The organism is Bifidobacterium castoris, assembly GCF_003952025.1.
Classification (GTDB): Bacteria; Actinomycetota; Actinomycetes; order Actinomycetales; family Bifidobacteriaceae; genus Bifidobacterium; species Bifidobacterium castoris.
Genome location: NZ_QXGI01000001.1, coordinates 118,096 through 140,240, shown reverse-complemented (window position 1 = coordinate 140,240; position 22,145 = coordinate 118,096). Strand labels below are relative to the sequence as shown.

At 64.6% G+C, this 22,145-nt stretch carries 17 protein-coding genes, 2 tRNA genes and 1 pseudogene; 5 read left to right on the top strand and 15 right to left on the bottom strand.

Translation table 11 applies throughout. The features are described 5' to 3' along the window. Positions 1–114: 114 nt before the first annotated feature. Together D2E22_RS00590 and D2E22_RS00585 are read right to left on the bottom strand one after the other, a co-directional pair. Positions 115–501 carry a transcriptional regulator gene (locus D2E22_RS00590; RefSeq protein WP_126031190.1) on the bottom strand — a complete coding sequence of 129 codons (387 nt, stop codon included), beginning with the start codon at positions 499–501 and terminating at the stop codon, positions 115–117. 71 nt (positions 502–572) lie between these two features. Continuing rightward, positions 573–646, bottom strand: a tRNA-Pro gene (locus D2E22_RS00585). A 98-nt stretch (positions 647–744) separates the two neighbouring features. Here D2E22_RS00585 and D2E22_RS00580 point away from each other — a divergent pair. Then, positions 745–1,950, top strand: coding sequence for an ABC transporter permease (locus D2E22_RS00580; protein WP_126031189.1), 1,206 nt, complete (start codon positions 745–747; stop codon positions 1,948–1,950). 116 nt (positions 1,951–2,066) lie between these two features. Here D2E22_RS00580 and glgX read toward each other — a convergent pair whose 3' ends face one another. The 6 genes from glgX to D2E22_RS00550 form a co-directional block, all read right to left on the bottom strand. Continuing rightward, positions 2,067–4,211, bottom strand: coding sequence for a glycogen debranching protein GlgX (gene glgX / locus D2E22_RS00575; protein ID WP_241218099.1), 2,145 nt, complete (start codon positions 4,209–4,211; stop codon positions 2,067–2,069). Between the two features lie 44 nt (positions 4,212–4,255). Then, entirely contained in the window at positions 4,256–4,855 is a 600-nt protein-coding gene (locus tag D2E22_RS00570; protein ID WP_420897231.1) for an NUDIX hydrolase, read from the bottom strand. An 85-nt stretch (positions 4,856–4,940) separates the two neighbouring features. After that, positions 4,941–5,861, bottom strand: coding sequence for a Nif3-like dinuclear metal center hexameric protein (locus D2E22_RS00565; RefSeq protein ID WP_126031187.1), 921 nt, complete (start codon positions 5,859–5,861; stop codon positions 4,941–4,943). A 78-nt stretch (positions 5,862–5,939) separates the two neighbouring features. Beyond that, a complete protein-coding gene (gene polA, locus D2E22_RS00560; RefSeq protein WP_126031186.1) occupies positions 5,940–8,765 on the bottom strand; it encodes a DNA polymerase I in 2,826 nt (941 codons plus the stop codon). A gap of 121 nt (positions 8,766–8,886) precedes the next feature. Further along, a complete protein-coding gene (locus tag D2E22_RS00555) occupies positions 8,887–9,654 on the bottom strand; it encodes an ANTAR domain-containing response regulator (protein ID WP_164518350.1) in 768 nt (255 codons plus the stop codon). Positions 9,655–9,780: 126 nt separating this feature from the next. Beyond that, positions 9,781–10,377, bottom strand: a complete 597-nt coding sequence (locus D2E22_RS00550) for an NUDIX domain-containing protein (protein WP_126031184.1) — start codon at positions 10,375–10,377, stop codon at positions 9,781–9,783. 1,242 nt (positions 10,378–11,619) lie between these two features. On the opposite strand from D2E22_RS00550, the gene D2E22_RS00545 reads away from it, so the two are divergent. The 4 genes and pseudogenes from D2E22_RS00545 to D2E22_RS10930 all read left to right on the top strand — a co-directional run. Then, positions 11,620–12,048: a hypothetical protein gene (locus D2E22_RS00545; RefSeq protein WP_126031183.1), complete on the top strand. Its 429-nt coding sequence runs from the start codon at positions 11,620–11,622 to the stop codon at positions 12,046–12,048. A 152-nt stretch (positions 12,049–12,200) separates the two neighbouring features. Beyond that, the gene (locus tag D2E22_RS00540) at positions 12,201–12,428 is read left to right on the top strand and encodes a hypothetical protein (RefSeq protein WP_126031182.1); all 228 of its coding nucleotides are present in this window, start codon (positions 12,201–12,203) and stop codon (positions 12,426–12,428) included. Positions 12,429–12,457: 29 nt separating this feature from the next. After that, positions 12,458–12,757: a hypothetical protein gene (locus tag D2E22_RS00535; RefSeq protein WP_126031181.1), complete on the top strand. Its 300-nt coding sequence runs from the start codon at positions 12,458–12,460 to the stop codon at positions 12,755–12,757. A gap of 531 nt (positions 12,758–13,288) precedes the next feature. Further along, a pseudogene (locus D2E22_RS10930) lies at positions 13,289–13,552 on the top strand (tyrosine-type recombinase/integrase); the annotation flags it as partial. A gap of 183 nt (positions 13,553–13,735) precedes the next feature. Here the strand turns inward: D2E22_RS10930 and D2E22_RS00525 are convergent. The 7 genes from D2E22_RS00525 to D2E22_RS00495 all read right to left on the bottom strand — a co-directional run bounded on the left by D2E22_RS00525 (position 13,736) and on the right by D2E22_RS00495 (position 22,040). Continuing rightward, positions 13,736–13,812 (bottom strand) — tRNA-Leu (locus tag D2E22_RS00525). A 141-nt stretch (positions 13,813–13,953) separates the two neighbouring features. Next, positions 13,954–15,396, bottom strand: a complete 1,443-nt coding sequence (gene pyk, locus D2E22_RS00520) for a pyruvate kinase (RefSeq protein ID WP_095613692.1) — start codon at positions 15,394–15,396, stop codon at positions 13,954–13,956. A 123-nt stretch (positions 15,397–15,519) separates the two neighbouring features. Beyond that, positions 15,520–16,506, bottom strand: a complete 987-nt coding sequence (locus D2E22_RS00515; RefSeq protein WP_126031180.1) for a TerC family protein — start codon at positions 16,504–16,506, stop codon at positions 15,520–15,522. Positions 16,507–16,573: 67 nt separating this feature from the next. Next, entirely contained in the window at positions 16,574–18,685 is a 2,112-nt protein-coding gene (gene uvrB, locus D2E22_RS00510; protein ID WP_126031179.1) for an excinuclease ABC subunit UvrB, read from the bottom strand. An 8-nt stretch (positions 18,686–18,693) separates the two neighbouring features. Then, the gene (gene coaE / locus D2E22_RS00505) at positions 18,694–19,332 is read right to left on the bottom strand and encodes a dephospho-CoA kinase (protein WP_126031178.1); all 639 of its coding nucleotides are present in this window, start codon (positions 19,330–19,332) and stop codon (positions 18,694–18,696) included. A gap of 159 nt (positions 19,333–19,491) precedes the next feature. Next, the gene (gene rpsA / locus D2E22_RS00500; RefSeq protein WP_024541270.1) at positions 19,492–20,973 is read right to left on the bottom strand and encodes a 30S ribosomal protein S1; all 1,482 of its coding nucleotides are present in this window, start codon (positions 20,971–20,973) and stop codon (positions 19,492–19,494) included. Positions 20,974–21,149: 176 nt separating this feature from the next. Next, a complete protein-coding gene (locus tag D2E22_RS00495) occupies positions 21,150–22,040 on the bottom strand; it encodes a bifunctional methylenetetrahydrofolate dehydrogenase/methenyltetrahydrofolate cyclohydrolase (protein WP_126031177.1) in 891 nt (296 codons plus the stop codon). Positions 22,041–22,145: the final 105 nt, after the last annotated feature.

The window sequence follows — 22,145 nt, the reverse complement described above, 5'->3', positions numbered from 1 at the left end:
GGACGGTCCCGAACACGGCGTGTCGCGACCAAAACAGGCCAATTGATGTGGATGGCCGTCGCATATGCAACAAAATCGCCGCGGTGAAAGACCGGAGGGGAGACGCGCACGCCGTCAGTCGAGCGAGTCGAGCACGTCGTCGATGAGCGTGCGCTCCGGCATGCGTCCCTCGTCGAGGTCACGCAGCCGCGGGAAGCGGCGCAGCGCGTTCGTCGGGCTCGCCCCCGCCGCGCGCGACACATTCGACTTGCTCACGCCATGGCCCACCGCGCGTTCGGCGAGACGGTCGACGAGCGAGTCGCACACCTGTCGCAGCCGTTCCGCCACCCACAGCTGCGCGAGCTCGGGCGACATGCCGCAGTCCTCGACGAGTTCCGCCGACGATTCCTGCACCGCCGCCCACAGCACCATGAACGGTTTGCGGTAATAGGCGATCTGTTCATCGAGCGGTTCCCCGTCGAGCTGCCCGAGCGCATGGCGGTCATCGGTGTTCACACTCATACGCCCCTCCTGCCCGGATGCGGAACCTTTGCAAAAGAGCCACCCCTTCAGGATGGCTCTCGATATCGAAGTCGGGCTGACAGGATTTGAACCTGCGACATTCTGCTCCCAAAGCAGACGCGCTACCAAACTGCGCCACAGCCCGTCATGCGAAGGCATCCGCCTTCAGGCACAAGATGAAATAATACCATGACTTGCGGCCACCTCATTACAATGTGGAGTGTCGTACCGGAAAGGGAAAGCATGAAACGTCATCAAAGGGCCGAATCAGCCGGCTTAATCTCGTTCTTCTGCTGCGCGGTGGTCGGCGGCCTCGCCATCATGGCCTATCTGCGCTGGGCGCCCGCCATCTGGCAGCTGTCGCAGCGCCGGTTCATGGCCGCCGCCGCGTTCGTCGGCGCCTGCGGCGTCGTCTCGTTCGTCATCGGCTACACGCACCGCATCAGGACGCTCGACGAACACGTCATGTGGGCGATCCACCTGCGCCGGGCCTTCGAGATCGTCGCACTCTCCTTCGTCTACGCGGTCACGCTGTTCCTGACCAGCTACACCCTGTTCTGGGTGCTCAACTCGATGATGGGCAAGGTCGTCTTCGAGATGTACCTGCCTGCGCTCACCGCGACCTTCGCCGGAGTCTGCGGCTACCTCACCTTCGTGCAGGCCGAACTGATGAACGCGAAGACGCTCGCGTCGCTGCTGCCCTTCTTCGTCGTCGCCGGCGTCGGCACCGCCTGCTCGACGACGAACGACCCCCACTGGTTCCGCAACAACTTCTCCGAGCTCGGCGACCGCACGACCTTCGCGGCGAGCATGTTCAACATCACGCTCGTCTTCGGCGGCCTGTCGATCATCATCATCACCTACTTCGCGATCTCCGAGCTCATCGCCACCTATCAGGTCATCCGCCCCAACGGCTCCATAGGCATCCGCACCCCGCAGGTCTCCTACCACATCCCCCGTTTCAAGGTGCGCATCACGCTGCTGTCGATCCTGCTGACGCTCTCCGGCATCGCGTTCATCGGCATCGGCACCTTCCGCTACACACCCCACCCGATCCTGCACAACGTCTTCGCCCGCGGCATGCCCTGCGTCATGTTCACGCTGCTCATCGCGCTTCCATGGCTCGCACCGCAGCTGAGCCGCGCGTTCTTCGTCATCTCCGACATCGCGATCCTCGTATGCGTCATCGCCGGAATCGCATGGCTGCAGGGCGAGAACACGCTCACGAACGTCGAGGCGCTCGCGGCGATGCTCTTCCTCGGTTGGTTCATCGGATTCTCCCGGCAGATCGCCGCGATCGAGGCGGATCGCATCCAGCAGCAGCTCATCGCGCATGAGGTCGTCAACACCGACAAGCTCGACAACCTGATCAGCGACGAGGAGAGCTCCGGATTCGGCACCGTCCTGACCGACACCAATTCGTCGGTGTTCGCCGCGCAGCAACAATAGCGGGCGGCCTCGGCAGCCCGCCCACGACCAGCGGACGCTCGCCATGGGAAGGCCCCGGATGTCTTGTGGGCATCCGGGGCCTTCCCATGCGCCGCCACTGAAGCGCGCCTTCCGACTCAGTCGAAGAGCGCTACGCCGTTCGCCTTGTCGTCGCTCATGAGCAGCAGGAAGCTGCGCGACTGCGCGTTGATCGCGAATCCGGCTTCGTAGTTGAGTTCCGGTCCGTCCGGGTTGTGCGTATCGACGACAAGCTTCCATTTGCGGCCGTACCGTTCATCCGGCAGCGTGAACATGATCGGCTCGTAGTGCGCGTTGAAGATGAGGATGAAGTCGTTGTCGACGATCCTGTTGCCGTACCAGTCGGTCTCCGGGATGTCGCCGCCGTTGAGGAACACCATGATGGACAACGCATGCGCGTTCTGCCATGCCTCGAGATCCATGATCGCGCCGTTGTGGTCGAACCATTCGACCTGCGGCAGCGCGCCGGCCGGCATGTCCGCCTCGCGGCCGGTGAAGAAACGGCGCCGGTGCAGCACCGGATGCTCGAGACGCAGATGGATGAGCTTCGAGACGAAGCCGAGCATGTCGCGCTGGTAGTCCTTGAGGTTCCAGTGGGTCCACGAGATCTCGTTGTCCTGGCAATAACCGTTGTTGTTGCCCAGCTGCGTGCGGCAGACCTCGTCGCCGCCGCAGATCATCGGGATGCCCTGGCTGAACAGCAGCGTCGAGAACATGTTGCGCATCTGGCGATGACGCAGCTCATTGATGTCGCGGATCGTCGTGGGTCCTTCGACTCCGCAGTTCCACGAGCGGTTGTTGTTCTCGCCGTCGCGGTTGTCCTCGCCGTTCGCCTCGTTGTGCTTGTTGTTGTAGCTGACCAGATCGTTCATCGTGAAGCCGTCGTGCGCCGTCACGAAGTTGATCGACGCCACTGGCTTGCGGCCGTTGTGCTGGTAGAGGTCGGAGCTGCCCATGATGCGGCTGGCGAACTCGGGCAGCGTCGCCGGCTGGGACCTCCAGAAATCGCGCACGCAATCGCGGTAGCGGCCGTTCCACTCCGACCAGCTCGGCGGGAAGCCTCCGACCTGATAGCCTCCCGAACCCAGATCCCACGGTTCGGCGATGAGCTTGACACGGGAGATGACCGGATCCTGTTCGACGATGTCGAAGAAGGCCGACAGCTTGTCGACCTCCTGGAACTGCCGTGCGAGCGTCGCCGCGAGATCGAAGCGGAAGCCGTCGACATGCATCTCCTGCACCCAGTAGCGCAGCGAGTCAGTGATGAGCTGCAGCGTGTGCGGGGAACGCATGAGCAGCGAATTGCCTGTGCCGGTCGTGTCGAAGTAGTGCAGGTTGTCGTTGTCGACGAGACGGTAGTAGGACAGGTTGTCGATGCCCTTGAAGCTCAGCGTCGGTCCCTTGTCGTTGCCCTCGGCGGTGTGGTTGTAGACGACGTCGAGGATGACCTCGATGCCGGCGGCATGGAAGGCCTTGACCATCGAACGGAATTCGTTGACCTGTTCGCCGCGCTGCCCTTGGCTTGAATAGGCGTTGTGCGGCGCGAAGAAGCCGATCGTGTTGTAGCCCCAGTAGTTTCCCAAGCCCTTTTCCTGCAGGAAGGGGTCGTTGATGAACTGGTGGATCGGCATCAGTTCGATCGCGGTGACGCCAAGTCCTTTGAGGTAGTCGATGACGGCGGGGTGCGCCAGACCCGCGTAGGTGCCGCGGATCTCCGGAGGCACGTTCTTGTTGAGGTTCGTCATGCCGCGCACATGCGCCTCGTAGATGACCGAATCCGAATACGGGATGTTCGGACGCTGGTCGTTGTCCCAGTCGAAGAACGGGTTGACGACGACCGATTTCATCGTATGTCCCGACGAGTCGAGGTCGTTCATGTCGTCCGGGTTGTCGGCGTCGTTGAACCAATAGGAGTACAGGCTCTCATCGCCGTCGATGTTGCCTTCGATCGCCTTCGCGTAGGGATCGAGCAGCAGCTTGTTGGGGTTGCACCATTCGCCGTTGTGTGGATTGTACGGACCGTATACACGGTACCCGTAGCGCTGACCGGGCTGGACGCCGGGGACGTAGATATGCCATACGAACGAGTTCTGTTCGGTCAGCTCGACGCGGGTCTCGTTGTCCTGCTCATCGAACAGACACAGCTCCACCTTCTCTGCCATCCGTGAGAACAGTGCGAAATTGACTCCCGCCCCATCGTAGCTTGCTCCGAGCGGGTACATGGATCCTGGTCTTGTCTGCATGTTTTCAGTATGGCACATCCGTGCCGCATCCTCCCGGGTTTCGTTCATCGGATAGCGTCGAGGCCCTGAGCGGTGGCGGCGCCGTCCATCCGTTCGACCAGACGGCGGATCCGCTCATGCTGGATCGCGATGATCGAGTTCGACGCCGTGATCGGCAGCGTCAGCAGCGTCGGCCAGTCGACCCAGGCCGATTCGACGTGCTCGTCGGCGTCGAATCGGCGCTCCCCTTGGCTCCAGCCATGCATGTGCAGCACGGCGATGTGCGCGAGCTCGTCCGTCATGCCCTCCGACGAGTAATAGGAACCGGCCTCGTCGATGTCGACGTCATCGGGGATGACGCCCGTCTCTTCGCGCAGTTCACGCAGCATCGCCTGATGCGGCTCCTCGCCGGCGTCGATGAGACCCGCCGGCAACCCAATCGTCGTGATGTTCGAACCGGCGCGGTACTCGCGTTCGACGAGATACCTGTCGGCTCGCACATCGTGTACGAGCATGACGACGCAGGGCGCGTGCACGACGACCTGCCGGCGGATGAGCGTCTCGCCGCCTTCGTTGCGCGCCAACGCCACCGTGCGGTCCTCGACGGTGAAGATCGCGCCGCGGTACTTCGTATCGCTGTCCACGACGCGTGCCGGCACGTCCATGTCGATGCCGTCGGATGTGGCGTCGAACAATGAATCGAGTCGTGTGAGGCGCCCGTTGTGCCGATTCGTGCCAAGGCGTGCGTGTTCAGCGACCATCGACGTCCCCCTTCGTGAAGTTCGCGCCCAACGACAGGTCCCATGGGTCGGTGTTCGTGCGGTTCCAACGCACCTGCGGGCGCGAGCCGGTGGCGAGTTCGACGGCGTTCGGCACATCCTCGAGCGCATAGGAGAACCACAGCGATTCGATGGCGCTGTGCGGCGTGTTGATGAGCGCGGGGCGCATCTGGCCGTCACCGTGCCCGAGCGGCACGCCCCTCCTGCGCATCGCCGCCTCGTACAGGCTTTCCTGCAGCTCGTCGGTCGCCGGGTGGTGACGCAGGTCGCTCGTGACGTAGACATCAACGCCAAGCGCGTTCACCTCGTTGAACATCGAATCCCCCGAGCCCGGCAGCACGCCCACCGTGCGCACCGGCGCGTCGAGATCCCCGGCGACCTGGACACCGTAGCGCGTGGCGGGCAGCGCCTGCGCGACATGTTCGGCGAAGTCGCGCAGCGTCATCGGCGCCGGCAACCGCCCGACCCTCCCGAGACCGACGGCATGCGGAGTGCTCGCGTCGTCGATCGGCACCATCGGCGTCTGGTCCATGAGGCCGAATGCGTCGGCCGCGGCCATGCCGACGCCGCGCCATGCGGCGTCGGCGTTCGTGTGGCCGACCCACAGCGCGCAATGCCCGCGGTAGAGCCGTGAGACGATTTCGCCGCGGAACGTGTTCCCGGAGACCTCATGCACGGCGCGGAAGAACAGCGGATGGTGGCATACGAGCAGCTGCGCGCCGCTGTCGACGGCGTCCCGGACGACGTCCATCGTCGGATCGGCGGCGAACACGATCGAATCGACGGGGTCGTCGAGATCCCCGACGATGAGCCCAGGATGGTCCCATGATTCCGCATATCGCAGCGGATACAGCGTCTCGAGCACGTCGACGGTCTGCTTGAGGTTTGTCATGAAGCTTCCTTTCCGTAAGTTACTGATTACTTTGAAGCAGAGACGTTCCCCCGGGAGGCACGGAGGAAACGTCTGGGGTCAGTGGGCGGCGCGCTGCCAATCGGTGCCGACTCCGGTGGAGACGTCGAGCGGGACCGCAAGGTCGACGGCATGCTCCATCGCATCCTTGACGAGCGCAGTCACCTCCTCCACCTCGCCGGCGGCGAGTTCGACGACGAGTTCGTCATGGATCTGCAGCACGACGCGGCTCGTGAGCTTCGCGCCGCGCAGCGCGCGATCGGCGCGGACCATCGCGATCTTCATGATGTCGGCGGCCGATCCTTGGATCGGCGCGTTGAGCGCGCCGCGTTCGGCGGCGTCGCGACGCTGCCGGTTCGGCGAATTGAGATCCGGGAAATAGCGTCTGCGCCCGAAGATCGTCTCGGTGTAGCCGGTGCGCCGCGCGTTCGCGACAAGCGACTCGAGATAGTCGTGCACCTTGCCGAAGGTCTCGAAATACCGGTCGCGCAGCGTCGTCGCCTCGCTGTTCGGGATGCCGAGCTGCTTGGACAGACCATAGGTGCTCAGTCCGTAGGCCAGGCCGTAGCTCATCGCCTTGACGCGGGCGCGCTCATCCGGCGTGACCTCGTCGACCGGTATGCCGAAGACGAGGCTGGCGACGTAGCGGTGGAAGTCGGCGCCCGCCCTGAAGGCCTCGATGAGCGCCTCGTCGCCGGACAGGTCGGCCATGATGCGCAGTTCGACCTGCGAGTAGTCGGCGCTGAGCAGGTCGACGAATCCCCCACCCGGCACGAACCCAGAGCGGATCTCGCGTCCGGCGGCGTTGCGGTTGGGGATGTTCTGCAGATTCGGGTCGACCGAGCTCAGACGTCCCGTCGCCGTGACCGTCTGCGTGAAGGTCGTATGGATGCGGCCGTCCTTCGGGTCGATCGCATCGATAAGCGTCTCGACGATCTGCTTGAGCTTGTTCGTCTCGCGGTGCCTCAGCAGCGCGCCGAGGAACTCGTTCGCCTTCGACCCCTCCTCGCTTGTCGAGTACAGCATCTGCAGCGCGGCGGCGTTCGTCGTGTACGATCCCTTTCTCGTCTTCTTCGTGGGCTTCAGTCCCATCTCCTCGAACAGGACGACGCCGAGCTGCTTGGGGCTCTGCAGGTTGAGGCTGCGGCCGGCTGCACGTTCGGCGATCGTCTCCATCCGCGCCGACTCGTCGGCGAATTGCGCATGCAGTTCGTCGAGGCGTACGCGGTCGACGCTCGCGCCTATGCGCTCCATATGGAACAGCACGCGCGAGGTAGGCAGTTCGATGTCGCGCAGCAACGGATACTGCTCACGCCGCTCGAGCTCGGGGGCCAGACGGCGCGCAAGTGCGGCGACAACGGCCGCGTGGTCGATGCAGCGTTGGACCGGATCCTCGTCCTGGTCGTCGTCTTCGAAGCCGAGGGTGCCTTGGCTCGGCCCACCGGCGCGTTCGTCGATGTGGATGTCGAGGAAGTGGGCGGCGCATTCCTCGAGACCGCCGCCTTGGAAGTCGGGGTCGATGAGGTAACCGCCGAGGTTCGTATCGAACAGGACGGCCGGGCAGCTCAGGTCGGCGGCGGCGAGCATATGCAGAAGTTCCTTGAAGCCGTGCACGCTCAGGCTGCCCGCGTGGGTGTCGAGCAACGCGCGCAGCGTGTCGTGGTAGCGCGGGTCGGCCGGGTCGAAGGCGACGGCGTGCGCGCCGGCCATGATGGCGGCCATGCGCGCTTCGGCGTGGCCCGGTTTGGCGTCGCCGTCGACGTACAGCGTCCATGAACGGCGCACGGCGTCGGCGCATTGCGTACTCTGCCGATCGTATTCGGCGATGACGTCGAGGCTGCGGTCGGGTCCGTCTCCGGTCGCGTCGGCCGGCGGGCAGTATTGTTCAATCCACATGCGCAGGGACGCGACATCGGTGAGCGTGTCGACGAGCGGTTCGACGATTGCGGGGATCGCCGGCTGCCCCTGGCCACCCAAGGCATCCGGCGCCGTGTTGAAGGACGCGAGCAGTTTCGTGCGGGTGCGTTCGCCGAACTGCAGCTCGCCGAAGAGCCGTTCGGTGAGATCGGCGTCGACATGCCCGTAGCCGAGGTCGTCGATCGTCACACCGAGATCGAGATCGCGCACGAGCGCGTTGACACGGCGGTTGAGACGGACCTGATCGAGGTTCTCACGCAGCGCTTCGCCTTTCTTCCCGCCGATCTCGTCGGCGTGTTCGATGATGGCGTCGAGGCCGCCGTACTGGTTGATCCATTTCGCGGCGAAGCCGTCGCCGACGCCGGGCACGCCGGGGATGTTGTCCGAGGTCTCGCCGCGCAGCGCGGCGAGGTCGGGGTATTGCCGCGGCGTCACGTGGTACTTGGCTTCGACGGCTGCGGAATCCATGTGTTTGAGGTCCTTGAAGTGGTAGCCCGGGTAGAGCACGGTCACGTCGTCGTCGATGAGCTGGAAGGCGTCGCGGTCTCCGGACAGGACGAGGACGCGGCAGCCGTCGCGCTCGCCCATCGTCGCGAGCGTGGCGATGACGTCATCGCCTTCGTAACCTGTCTTTTCGATCCAGCGCACGCCGAGCGCGGTCAGCGCCTGCTGGATGAGCGGCAGCTGGCTGAGCAGCTCCTCGGGAGCCGCTTCGCGCGTGCCTTTGTATTCGGTGAGCAGTTCGTTGCGGAAAGTGCCCCCCTTGACGTCGAAGGCGATGCCGACGCGATCGGGCTTTTCGGCTTCGATGACTTGGGAGAGCATCGTCAGGAAGCCATATACGGCGTTCGTGGCCTGACCGTCCTCCGTGCTGAAGTTGTCGACGGGCAGCGCGTAGAACGCACGGAAGGCGAGCGAATGGCCGTCGACGACGAGCAGCGTTGGGCGCGGGGTTGTTGAGGGGTCCATGGGTGTCCGATCATGCTTGGGGTTGAGTGGGATGGGTGGCGCGAAGCGCCGCGAAACGACGTCGCGGGTGCACGATCCCGATGCGGGATCGCGCACCCGCGATCTGTCCGTGGGCGTGCGATCAGTCGTTGTCCTGATCGTCCTCGCCGTATTTCTCGATGATGGCCTGGGCGAGGCGCTTCTTCGGGATGCGCTGATCCATCGACGTCTTCTGGATCCAACGGAACGCGCCCTGCTCGGTGAAGTTCGCCTTGTCCATGAGCAGGCCCTTCGCACGGTCGACGAGCTTGCGTTCCTCAAGCGTGTCCTGCGCCTTCTTGAGCTTCTCCTCGGCGTCCTTGAGCTTCTCCTGCGTGTCCTTGAGCTCGTTTTCGTTGCGTTCGACGCTGTCGAGCAGTTCGTTGATCTCGGCGAAACGGCCCATTGCCACCGCCAACGCCGGCAGCAGCTTCGACTCCTCGTACGGCTTGGTCACATAGGCCATCGCGCCCGCGCCGATCGCCTGCTTGACAAGGTCGATCTGCGAGAAGGCGGTGAGCATGACGACCGGCGCGATGTTCTCGTCGCAGATGACGCCCGCCGCCGTGATGCCGTCCATATGGGGCATCTTGACGTCCATGCACACCACGTCCGGCTTGAACTCACGCGTCAGCGCAATCGCCTCCTCGCCGTTCGCGGCCTGGCCGACGACGTCATAGCCGTTGTCCTCGAGCATCGCGACGAGGTCCATGCGGTTGACCGATTCGTCCTCGGCGACGACGACGGTGGGCTTGCGCCCCTCCGTCCTCTTCTCCTCGTCCTGTTCGGCATTGCTCGCCGCGTCGCCGTCAACGGCGAGCGTGTCCAGCTCCTCCTCGGTGAGGACCTCTTCTTCGTGTTCTTTGTCCATATCCTGTACAGTCATCCGTCCCATGTCTCTTTCGCTTGGCGCCGAAGACGACGGCGCGCAGTGGTCCTTATGCAGTATAGCGCAGGTCATGGCACGTCCGGAACGGCACGCCTGCGCGGAATCGAGTCAGTTCTGGACCATGTGGTTCGGCGACTCGTAGACGCGCTGGATCGCGATGATCGACTTCGCATCGAGGATCGTGCCGTTGAGCACCATCTTGTGCGCCTCCTCGGGCGTGAAGTACCGCACCGACGAGCGCAGCTCCTCGGGCGCCTCCTGGGGCGATGCCGGCGTGAGGCCGGACGCGAAGAACAGCGCGGTGTACTGCGTCGAATAGCTCGGCGTGTTGATGAAGCGGCAGAACTGCGTCAGATGGGACGCCGTATAGCCGACCTCCTCGACGAGTTTGCGCTGCGCCACGTCCGTCGGACGCTCCCCCGCCTTGATCGCATGCCCGGCCGGGATCTCCAACGTCCAGCGGTGCACGGCGACGCGGTACTGCTCGATGAGCGGGATCAGGCCATCGTCGGTCAGACCGATGACGCCGACCGAGTCGCCGTTGTTCTTGTGCAGGATGTAGCGGTCGAAGTGGCCGATATCGCGCGAATCATAGGACACCTGGTCCACCGTGAAGTAATGGCCGCCCAACACGGTCTTGCGCGACTCCTCAACGACCGGCGCCACACGCCACGGATCGAAGCGGCGATATGTCTCCTTGCCCATTGGGATGCTCCTTTCGAGTACGAACAACACACTGGTGCCATTGTATACGGCGGGCATCGGCGACTTCCCGCACAGACGAAAACACTCGGAGGATCGCCACGCGTTCCACCATCCCCCATCCAATCGACCTTTGGCAACGGGCACATATTGACTCAAGGCCGCTGGACGGGGGGCTGGATCGGCTGTGACGACCTCCATATCGCAGTCCGCTCATCGTTCCGCAGCCGCCGCAAGGTCGGCGGGACTCCCCCCCTACACGCCCGCGAGCGCCGCGCCGCGCGCTTCGGCGGCCGCATCGGGTGCGTCCTTCAGCCGGTACGCCGTCCGGAGTGGATGGACGTCGGCTCGAACGGGCATGTGCTTCTTTTGCGTGTGCGGGTGGATGCCGATGGTGCGCGCATAGGTGCCGACGTCGTCGATCTGGAGCGGGGAGGTATTTCGGCTGGGCGCGTTCGGGGCGCGCGTCCCCGCGGTTCTCGGACTCGTTTGTCGCGGGATTGCTGATGTGTTCGGTGGGTCGAAGCGTCGGTCTTGTCATTGTTCTGGGTGACTGTGAGCATCTTCTTCATCGCCGGCAGGTCTTGTCGCCGTAGGCTTGGTTTGCTCGCTGGTGGATGGGCTTCGTGTGCCGGGGCTTGCTGTCATGTCTTCGATGGTGCGGTCGTCGCGCGGTGTGGGCGGGTCGAATGTGCTGCGTCTCGGCCGTGATGCGCCGTGCGGGCAGTCGGCTGCTTTCTTCGCGATGGCCGTGGCTGTGCCTGTCGCTGTTTGGTGTTCGCCGATGCCGGCGGCCGTGGTTCCGCGACGTGCCGGATTATTCAGACGTTTATCCTTGTGACATGGCATGCGATGGGCGACGACGGGGAGCTTTCGGGATAGTCGCGAGCGGCTGTCCCGCCGCTCTCCGGGAGAGGGCCGGTGGTCTCTCCTGCCGACGACGGGCCGGGTCAAACGACCTCAAGCCCGGTCGGCCCGGGGTCGTCTTCACAAGAGGGCGCCTCGCTGTCAGTGTCAGCCCGTCATGCATTCTTGCCGCCGATACCGCGAGCGCAGGAGGGGCTCCCTCCTGTATAGGGGTATATGTCGCGTGTGTGGCGACGAACGAACGGGTTGCGCAGCTCGGCGTCGTAGTGGAGCGCATCGCCATCGGGTGGGGGCGGATCTCGTACGAGGATCCGCCGTGGGGAGTTTTGGTCTCGTATCGTCGCGGGGCCGCCCCGCCCATGAGGGCGGGGGGAGGTCGTGGCGCAGGCAGTTGTGGCGCCCTCAGCGGAGGGCATCATCATGGGCAACGTGGAGGCGAAATGCTACTGTTCACGGGTGGGCCTCGACGGAAGCGTCCTGACGATTGAGTTCGGTGTTTGCACAAGTCCGCTCTGGGCATCGATCGTGACCGCCACAAGGATATTACTCGCCGGCCCGTTCGCCTCGGCCTTCTGGAAACGCAAGAGCGGCGGAAAGCGGCTCAGCGTCATCGGACCGGATTTCGCATGGGTGGCGAAGGCCGGTATGAAGCATATCCCGGACGCCATCGAATTCTCGACAGACGCATATGCGGAATCGATGTATGAGGGCGATACGATCGGCATGGCGGGGAAGCTCAACGTGATGCCGTGGGCGGTCGAGACGTTCCGCGAGCGCCTGGATGACAATCCAGGTTCGGCCGTGTAAACAAGAAGACACGATGTTAGACGGCAAAACCGTGAAATTAGAGCATTGGTGCTATCTGGATGAGACCGGCACCCCTGGTTACGATCCGGGCAGCACGCCGTATTTCGCGTTTGGAAGCGCCGTGTTCGAAGCGTGTCCATGGTCAGGCGATCATGGACACGCTTCGCGTGCGCGCCTGTCGCACCGGCGCATGGAGCGGGTTCCATGCGTCGCATGACAGCACCGATGCCAAAAGGGCGTTTTTCGAGTGCATTCGTGGCATGGATGTGAAGTTCTGTGCGACATTCATGGCGAAGTGCAACGCCTATGAATACGTGAAGTCCCGCGGCGACCTGTGGCTCTGCAAATACACGCTTTCCGCCATGCCTGAAGCGTCATAGAAAGCGTATGGGACGGCAGGGGCGACATCGTGGTGCATCTGGTGGCCGCCGGAATCAACCTCAGTCGTCGGGAGCGCGAGGTGAAGGAAGCCGTCGAGGATGTGCGGCGGCAATTGAATCAGGAGCATATCGCGGTGTTCGCGCATATATGGGATTCGGATTCGAGCGCTGGATCGCAGATTGCCGACCATGGCCTATGGGCGTTGCAGCGTACGATCGTGTCGGCAAGGCCGGGGCACTGCAACAGTGTGTATCAAAGACGAGGCGGGCGTCCTATTTGGCGCCCATGGCGGATGGATGGGAAAACTGAAGATCGGCTGTCCCCGTGAGGGGAAGGACACCCGTGGTATTCTTATCGCCGATCCGCAAGGTTCATCATACATTTGACGCTCCCTGTCAAGACAAATCAAACGTGGTCGAACATAATCGTAGCTGACGAACGAAAGGCATCATGGGGTGCGAGTCCGGCAGTGGGCGCGGTGTTCTCGCCCTCGGCACGGCCGCGAGCGCGTGATTGGCCGTCGTTGGTCGCGCTCGGCTGCGCGGTCATCGCCGCCGTGTTCTCGCTCATGGGAGGCGGAGACGATCGATGCATGGAACGCTGCACATCCCGGCCAAGGGGACGGCCCTTATCTTGACGAGCGGCTCGTCGCATTGGCAGGCTGGAGCGGCCCACACGGACTTGCTCCCGCTCCCCCTCGGGTCGTGCGGCCTGCGGTGGGTCGCGGCGAGGAGGACGATCTGCGCGTCCGCGACGTGGATATGGAGCGTGGCGTGCTCCACATTCGCCGCGCCATCACCGAAGTGGCGAGGGAGGATGCGGGGGGCTGCCCAAGAGCTGGGAGTGACGTGACGTGCCCATGCCGGCGAGCCTCATGCTCCGTCTGATGGCCTCGCTCCCCCATGATCCCGACATGCCCGTATTCGCGGAGCCGGGCGGGCGCCCGTTGAGGCGGCAGTCGTCGTCGCCGTCGTGGGGCTGGCGGTCGCGGGCGCTGGGATGTGCGGGGCTAGAGCGCATGACGTGCCATGGCCTGCGGCCTACGGCCGCGAGCATCGCGGTGGGCAGCGGCGCGAACGTCAAGGCCCTGCAACGGATGTCGGGGCATAAGAGGGCCGCCATGACGCTCGATGTGCATGCGGATCTGTCCGACGAGGACCCGCGGCATGTCCGCGCGTGTCGACGAACGCGTCCAGAGGCTGCTCTGATTTGTTTCGTGGCCAAAACGTGTCCAAACCGGCATGCGTCCGGAAACGACAAGGACCGGCAATCGCTGGAATGTCAACGATTGCCGGTCCTTAATGACTGGTGCCCCCGGTGGGACTCGAACCCACACTGTACAGATTTTGAGGCTGTCTCCTCTACCAATTGGGATACAGGGGCGTCGCGGCGCGACGAAGTTCAACTATACCATAACGGACGCGCGGGGCGACACGCAGGGACGGCGAAGGCCGCCCGGGGACGGATGCCCCGGGCGGCCTTCGCAAGGACCGACGCGGAACGACGCGCCGTTCATGCCGTACGTCAGTCGCAGGCGCCGACGGTGTGGACGTAGATCGAGTCGGTGCGGCCCGGCTGATGATCGCCCTGCGCGGAGCTCAGGACGACGATCTTGTCGCCGTTGGAGACCTTGCCGGCCGCGCGCAGCGTCTTGTCGGTGAAGGTCATCAGGTCCTTGCGGGACATGTCGTGGTAGTCCTCGTCGAGCAGGATGCCCTCGGTGCCCCAGCTGAGCGCGAGCCAGTGGTAGGTGTGCTCGTTCGTCGTCAGGCCGTAAATCGGCGTGGCCGGACGCTCGCGCGAGACGCGATGGACGGTCGAACCGGTCTGCGTGTAGGCGACGATCGCCTTCGCGTTGAGCTTCTCGGCGAGATCGACGGCGGCCGAGGAGACGGCGCCGGTGCTCGACATGTCGAGGTCCTTGAGCTTGGGGATGCGGTCGAAGCCGTGCTCGGTCGCATAGCCGGAGATGCGGGCCATCGTCCTGACGGTCTCGGTCGGATATTCGCCGACGGCCGTCTCGTTCGAGGTCATCGTCGCGTCGGCGCCGTCGAGGACGGCGTTCGCGCAGTCGGAGGCCTCGGCGCGCGACGGCACCGGGGAATGCACCATCGAACCGAGGACCTCGGTGGCGACGATGACCGGCTTCGCGTACTGGCGGGACAGCTCGATGCAGCGCTTCGTGACGAGCGGCACCTCCTCGAACGGCATCTCGACGGCCATGTCGCCGCGGGCGACCATGATGCCGTCGAAGACCTTGACGATGTCCTCGAGGTTCTCGACGGCCTGCGGCTTCTCGATCTTCGCGACGATTGGGATGCGGCGGCCCTCCTCGTCCATGATCTCATGGGCGCGGTCGATGTCGGTGGCGAAGCGGACGAAGGACATCGCGATGATGTCGGCGCCGGTGCGAATCGCCCAGCGCAGGTCCTGCTCGTCCTTCTCGGTGAGCGCCGGCAGCGAGACGGCGACGCCCGGCAGGTTGATGCCCTTGTGGCTCGAGACCGGTCCGGCCACGATGACCTTCGTGTAGACGTTGTTGCCCTCGACCTTGGTCACCTCGAGGCGGACCTTGCCGTCGTCGATGAGGATCGGGTCGCCGGGGTGGCAGTCGCCCGGCAGCCCCTTGAAGGTCGTGGACGTGATGTGCTCGTCGCCCTCGACGTCGTCGGTCGTGATGATGAACTCCTGGCCCTCCTTGAGCAGGACCTTGTCCTCGCCGTCGGCGTTCTTCTTGAACCAGCCGCAGCGGATCTTCGGGCCCTGCAGGTCGACGAGGACCGCGACGTTACGGCCGGTCGTCTTCGAGGCCTCGCGCACGTTGTTGTAGACGCGCAGGTGGTCCTCCGGCGTGCCGTGCGAACGGTTGAGACGCGCGACGTCCATTCCCGCCTCGACGATGGCGGTGAGGTTCTCAAGGGATTCAGTGGCTGGACCGATGGTATCTACGATCTTTGCTTTGCGCATGGATGCCTACCTATTCTTTGTGATTACTTTTCGGGACGAAGCCCGAACGCCGGTACAAGCTTACAACACCCGGCGCCGCGTGTTGCGCTGGGGGACGATTTTTCTTGTGAGCGATAACACCGCTCAGCGTCCCCTCCGCCTGGCGAGGCTGCGCATCTTGAGCACGCTGAACAGCGCCGACAGCCCGATCGCGAGCACGATGACGGCGAGCGACATCCATGTCGGCACTTCGGGCACCATCGTCAGCGGCCGCCCGTGGTTGATGAACGGCAGCGCGTTGCCGTGCAGCGCCTCGAGGATGAGCTTGACGCCGATGAAGCCGAGGACGACCGACAGGCCGACCGGCAGGTAGACGAGCCTGTCGAGCAGCGCGCCAAGCAGGAAGTACAGCTGCTGCAGGCCCAGCAGCGCGAAGACGTTCGACGTGAAGACGATGAACGGGTCCTTCGTCAGGCCGAAGATCGCCGGGATCGAATCGAAGGCGAACATGACGTCGGTCGTGCCGATGGTCAGGAACACGAACAGCATCGGCGTCCAGTATTTCACGCCGTCCTTCGTGACGCGCAGCCGCTCGCCGTCGTATTCGTTGGTGATGTGGCTGACCCTGCGCAGCATGCGGATGAGCGCGTTCTCATGGAACTCCTCGTCGTCGTCCTCGCCGCGGGCGACCTTGACGGCCGTGTAGATCAGGAACGCGCCGAAGATGAAGAACACCCATGTGAAGCGCTGCACGAGCGCGGCGCCGACTAGGATGAACAGGCCGCGCAGCACGAGCGCGATCGTGATGCCGACGGACAGCACGAACTTCTGCAGCTGCTTGGGCACCGCGAAGTTCGACATGATGATGACGAACACGAAGAGGTTGTCGATGCTCAGCGAGTATTCGGTGAGCCAGCCCGAGTAGAACTCGATCGCCGGCCTGGATCCGGCGACCCACCAGATGAGGGCGCCGAAGACGAGCGCCATCGCGACGAAGAACGCGATGTGCCGCACGCATTCCTTCGTCGAGGGCACATGAGGGCGGCGTCCCAGGACGAACAGGTCGACGATGAAGAAGGCGGCGAGCACGACGTACGTGCCGATCATGAAGGAGACGGGTGTTTCTGCCATAGCCACCCAGCTTACGGAGCGTCGGCGACGCCGCCCGCCCGCGTCCGGCGCCGGACGCGGACACGGCTCAGCGCTTGGCCTCGGTCATCGCGCGCAGCTCCTTCTTCAGGTCGCGGATCTCGTCGCGCAGCCTCGCGGCGAGTTCGAACTGCAGCTGCTCGGCCGCCGTGTGCATCTGGTCGGACAGCTGGCGGATGAGGTCGGCGAGGTCCTGCGCCGGCAGGCCGGCCTTGAGGATCTCCTCGTGCCTGCGGTCGGCCTGACGCGGGTCGAGCGAGGGGACGCCCAGATGGGTGTTGCCGGCCTTGCCCGCGTTGCGGTAGCCGCCTTCGAGCAGCGTCTGCGTGTCCACATCCTCCTTGGCGAGCATGTCGTTGACGTCGCTGATCTTCTTGATGAGCGGCTTGGGGTCGATGCCGTGCTCCTCGTTGTAGGCGATCTGGATCTCGCGGCGGCGTTCGGTCTCCCCTATCGCCCGGCTCATCGCCGCCGTCATGTCGTCCGCGTACATGATGACGGTGCCGGAGACGTTGCGCGCCGCGCGGCCGATCGTCTGGATGAGCGAACGGTAGGAGCGCAGGAACCCCTCCTTGTCCGCGTCGAGGATCGCGACGAGCGAGACCTCGGGCAGGTCGAGGCCCTCGCGCAGCAGGTTGATGCCGACGATGACGTCGATCCTGCCCTCGCGCAGTTCGCGCAGCAGCTCGACGCGGCGCAGCGTGTCGACGTCCGAATGCAGGTACTCGACCTTGATGCCGCGTTCGAGCAGATAGTCGGTGAGGTCCTCGGCCATCTTCTTCGTCAATGTCGTCACGAGCGCGCGCTCGTTCCTGGCCACCCGTTCCTTGATCTCGGCGAGCAGGTCGTCGATCTGGCCGTCGACGGGACGCACCTCGACCTTCGGGTCGACGAGGCCGGTCGGGCGGATGATCTGCTCGACGACGCCGTCGGACAGGCCGAGCTCGTAGTCGCCGGGCGTCGCCGACAGATAGACGGTCTGCCCGACGCGTTCGAGGAACTCGGGCCATTTGAGCGGCCGGTTGTCCATCGCCGACGGCAGGCGGAAGCCGTGTTCGACGAGCGTGCGCTTGCGGCTCGCGTCGCCCTCGTACATCGCGCCGATCTGCGGCACCGTCACATGGGATTCGTCGATGACGAGCAGGAAGTCGTCGGGGAAGAAGTCGAGCAGCGTGTGCGGCGGCGTGCCGGGCGTGCGTCCGTCGAAATGGCGCGAGTAGTTCTCGACGCCGGAGCACACGCCCACCTGCGAGAGCATCTCCAGATCGTAGGTCGTGCGCATCGACAGGCGCTGCGCCTCGAGTTCCTTGCCCTGCCTGCGCAGTTCGGCGACGCGCTCGTCGAGTTCGTGCTGGATCGACCCGATCGCCTTCTCCATGCGTTCGGGGCCCGCGACGTAATGGGAGGCCGGGAAGATGTGCACCTCGTCCTGCTCGCCGATGACGTCGCCGGTGAGTGGATGGAGCATCGAAATGCGGTCGATCTCGTCGCCGAAGAACTCGATGCGCACGGCGAGCTCCTCGTAGACCGGGATGATCTCGACGGTGTCGCCGCGCACGCGGAAGGTGCCGCGCGTGAACGCGATGTCGTTGCGCTTGTACTGCATGTCCACGAACAGCCGCAGCAGCCGGTCGCGGTCGATCTGCTGGCCGCGTTTGAGGAACAGCATGCGGCCCGCGTACTCCTCGGGCGTGCCCAGGCCGTAGATGCACGAGACGGTCGCGATGACGACGCAGTCGCGGCGCGTGAGCAGGTTCGCCGTCGCCGCATGACGCAGACGCTCGACGTCGTCGTTGATGTTCGAGTCCTTCTCGATGTACGTGTCGGTCTGCGGGATGTACGCCTCGGGCTGGTAGTAGTCGTAGTACGAGACGAAGTAGCTCACGGCGTTGTCGGGCATGAGCTCGCGGAACTCGGCGCACAGCTGCGCGGCGAGCGTCTTGTTCGGCTCGATGATGAGCGTCGGCCTCTGCAGCCGTTCGATGAGCCACGCCGTCGTCGCCGTCTTGCCGGTACCGGTCGCGCCCATGAGCACGACGTCGTTCTCGCCGTTCTCGATGCGCACGGCGAGTTCGTCGATCGCCTGCGGCTGGTCGCCGGACGGCTTGTACTGCGACTTGACGACGAACGGCTTGTTCGTGCGTTCGATGTTGAATCCCATCGCGATCCTTACTCCTCGTCGAACCATGTCTCGACGAGGTTATCAACATAATCGAACATCTGTTCTATCGGCTGCGCCGCGTCGATGACTACATCGGCGTACCGCAGCCGCGCCGCGTCACTCCCCTGTTCCTCGACGCGCACACGCGCCTGCTCCGGCGTCATGCCGCGCGTGGCGACGAGCCGGCGCACGCGCTCGTCCTCGGGCGCCACGACGCAGACCACGACGTCGAACACGAAGGGGATCGTCTCCATGACCTCGCCCAGCAGTGGGATGTCATGGACGACGACATGGCAGGCGCCCCGCGAGAGAATGCTCCGTTCGCGGTTGCGCGCGAGCTCGTAGACGTTCGGATGCATGATGCCGTTGAGCGTTTCGAGCGCCCCCTTGGGCGCATCCGCGCCGAACACACGGTCCGCCAGCGCCTTTCTGTCGATGCCGCCGCGCGCATCCAAGACGTCATCCCCGAAGGCCTCGGCGATCGGGGCGATGACCGGTGAGCATGGTTCCTGCAGGATATGCGCGAGGAAGTCATAATCGATGACGTCGGCGCCGTCCGCGGCCATGCGCGCCGCGACGGTGCTTTTGCCCGCGGCGATGCCGCCGGTCAGCCCGACGCGCACGAGACGCCGTCGTTTCCCCTGCATGCCCGTCCCTCCCCTCGTCCGATCATCGACGTCCACATCGTAGGCGCGGCCGCCACGCCGTGTCAACCCATGGCGCCCCGCGCGTCCGCCGGAGACGAGAAAAGGCGCCGTGCGCGAACATGCGCACGGCGCCTGAGGGAAGCCTTGGGCTTCAGCGGCTCACTTCTTCTCGTTCAGCAGCTGCTCACGCAGGGCGGCGAGCTGATCGGAATCGGCGAGGGTGCCGTTAGACTCGGAATCGGAGGAGTAGTTCGAGATCTCCTCGACCTTCTCTTCCTTCGGCGCGTTCTGGCCGTCCTCGGCGGCGGACGCCTCGGCGTTCTCGAGCTCCTTGGCGACGAACTCCTTGTGCTGCTCCCACAGGTCGTGGGCGGCGGCGTACTGGGATTCCCATTCCTCGCGCTGCTTCTCGTATCCGGCGATCCACTCGTTGGTGTTCGGGTCGAAGCCTTCCGGATACTTGTAGTTGCCCTCCTCGTCGTACTCGGCCGGCATGCCGTAGAGCGCCGGGTCGAAGTCCTCGGAGGCCGGGTCGACGGAGTCGTTGGCCTGCTTGAGCGACAGCGAGATGCGACGACGGTCGAGATCGACGTCGATGACCTTGACGAAGACCTCCTCGCCCGGCTTGACGACGGTCTCCGGGTTCTCGACGTGGCGGTTCGCGAGCTCCGAGATGTGCACGAGGCCCTCGATGCCGTCCTCGACGGAGATGAAGACGCCGAACTGGACGATCTTCGTGACCTTGCCGCGCACGATCTGGCCCGGCACGTGGGTGCGGGCGAAGCGCTGCCACGGATCCTCCTGCGTCGCCTTGAGCGACAGCGAGATGCGCTCGCGGTCGAGATCGACGTCGAGCACCTCGACGGTGACCTTGTCGCCGACCTTGACGACCTCGGACGGGTGGTCGATGTGCTTCCAGGAGAGCTCGGAGACGTGGATGAGGCCGTCGACGCCGCCGAGGTCGACGAACGCGCCGAAGTTGACGATCGACGAGACGACGCCTTCGCGGATCTGGCCCTTCTTGAGCTGCGAGAGGAAGGTCTCGCGCACTTCGGACTGGGTCTCCTCGAGGTACTGGCGGCGCGACAGGACCACGTTGTTGCGGTTCTTGTCGAGCTCGAGGATCTTCGCCTTGATCTTCTGGCCGATGTACGGCGAGAGGTCGCGCACGCGGCGCATCTCGACGAGCGACGCCGGCAGGAAGCCACGCAGACCGATGTCCACGATGAGGCCGCCCTTGACGGCTTCGATGACGGTGCCCTCGACGACGCCGTCGTCTTCCTTGATCTTCTCGATGTCGCCCCAAGCGCGCTCGTACTGCGCACGCTTCTTCGACAGGATCAGACGTCCTTCCTTGTCCTCCTTGGTGACGACAAGGGCCTCGATGGTGTCGCCGACCTTGACGACCTCATCCGGATCGACGTCCTTCTTGATGGAAAGCTCGCGGGAGGGGATCACACCCTCGGTCTTGTAGCCGATGTCCAGGAGGACCTCGTCGTGGTCGACCTTGACGACCGTGCCCTCAACCAGATCACCATCGTCGAAGTTCTTGATGGTGGAATCGACTGCCTTGATGAAGTCATCGACGGTGCCGATATCGTTGATGGCGACCTTTTCGACTTCCTTATTGTTTTCTGCCATTAATGTGGTTCTTACAAAATAGTGGATGGATAATATCGTTCTTCAGTTATCAGCTGCGGCGCTCACGCGCGCGTGCGGCCATTGGACAAGACTATCGTGAGCCATGCCCAAAACCACATGCAGCATTTCGGGCGTGTCGTCTCCCTCCGCCTTCCCCAACAGCCGGCGCCGTTCCGTTATTCCGCGGAGCCGACGCCGACCGCGCGCTCGGCCATCTCGACGACGTTGCGCAGCAGCATCGCGCGCGTCATCGGACCGACGCCGCCCGGATTGGGCGTGTAGGCGCCGGCGGCCGCGTAGCAGCCGTGGTCCACGTCGCCGTGGACGCGCAGGCGCCCCTCGGCGTCGGGCAGCCGCGAGACGCCGACGTCGACGAGCACAGCGCCCGGCTTGACGTCCTCCGGACGCACGAATCCGGCGCGCCCGACGGCCGCGATGACGACGTCGGCCTCGCGCAGGTGTGCGGCGACGTCCTTCGTCCCCGTGTGGCACAGCGTGACCGTCGCGTTCACGTCGGCGCGCGTGAGCATGAGCCCGATCGTCCTGCCGATCGTGATGCCGCGTCCGAGCACGCACACCTGGCGGCCGTCGAGGTCGATGCCGTAGTGCCGCAGCAGCGTGAGCACGCCGTTCGGCGTGCACGGCAGCGGCGTCGTCAGCGCGCCGCGCGTATGCAGCACGAGCTCGCCGAGGTTGTACGGATGCATGCCGTCGGCGTCCTTCGCCGGGTCGATCGCGTCGATGACGGCGTTCTGGTCGATGCCCTCGGGAAGCGGCAGCTGCACGATGTAGCCGGTGCACGCCGGATCGGCGTTGAGCTCGGTGATGACGTCGAGCAGCTCCTCCTGGCTCGCCTCCGCGGGCAGTTCGCGGCGGATCGACGCGATGCCCACCTCCTGGCAGTCGCGGTGCTTGCCGGCGACGTATTTGAGCGAACCGGGGTCGTCGCCGACGAGCACGGTGCCGAGACCGGGCGTGACGCCGCGTGCACGCAACGCTCGTACGCGCTGTGCCAAATCCTCCTTCACCTGGGCGGCGACCGCCTTGCCGTCGAGTATCATTGCCATGAGGAAACCCCCTTCGTTGCCGTGGGACGATGTGCCTTGCCGTATCGTACGATACCGGCGCGCCAACGCGCGCCGGGGGATGCGGCCGCACGCGTGCCGCGACCC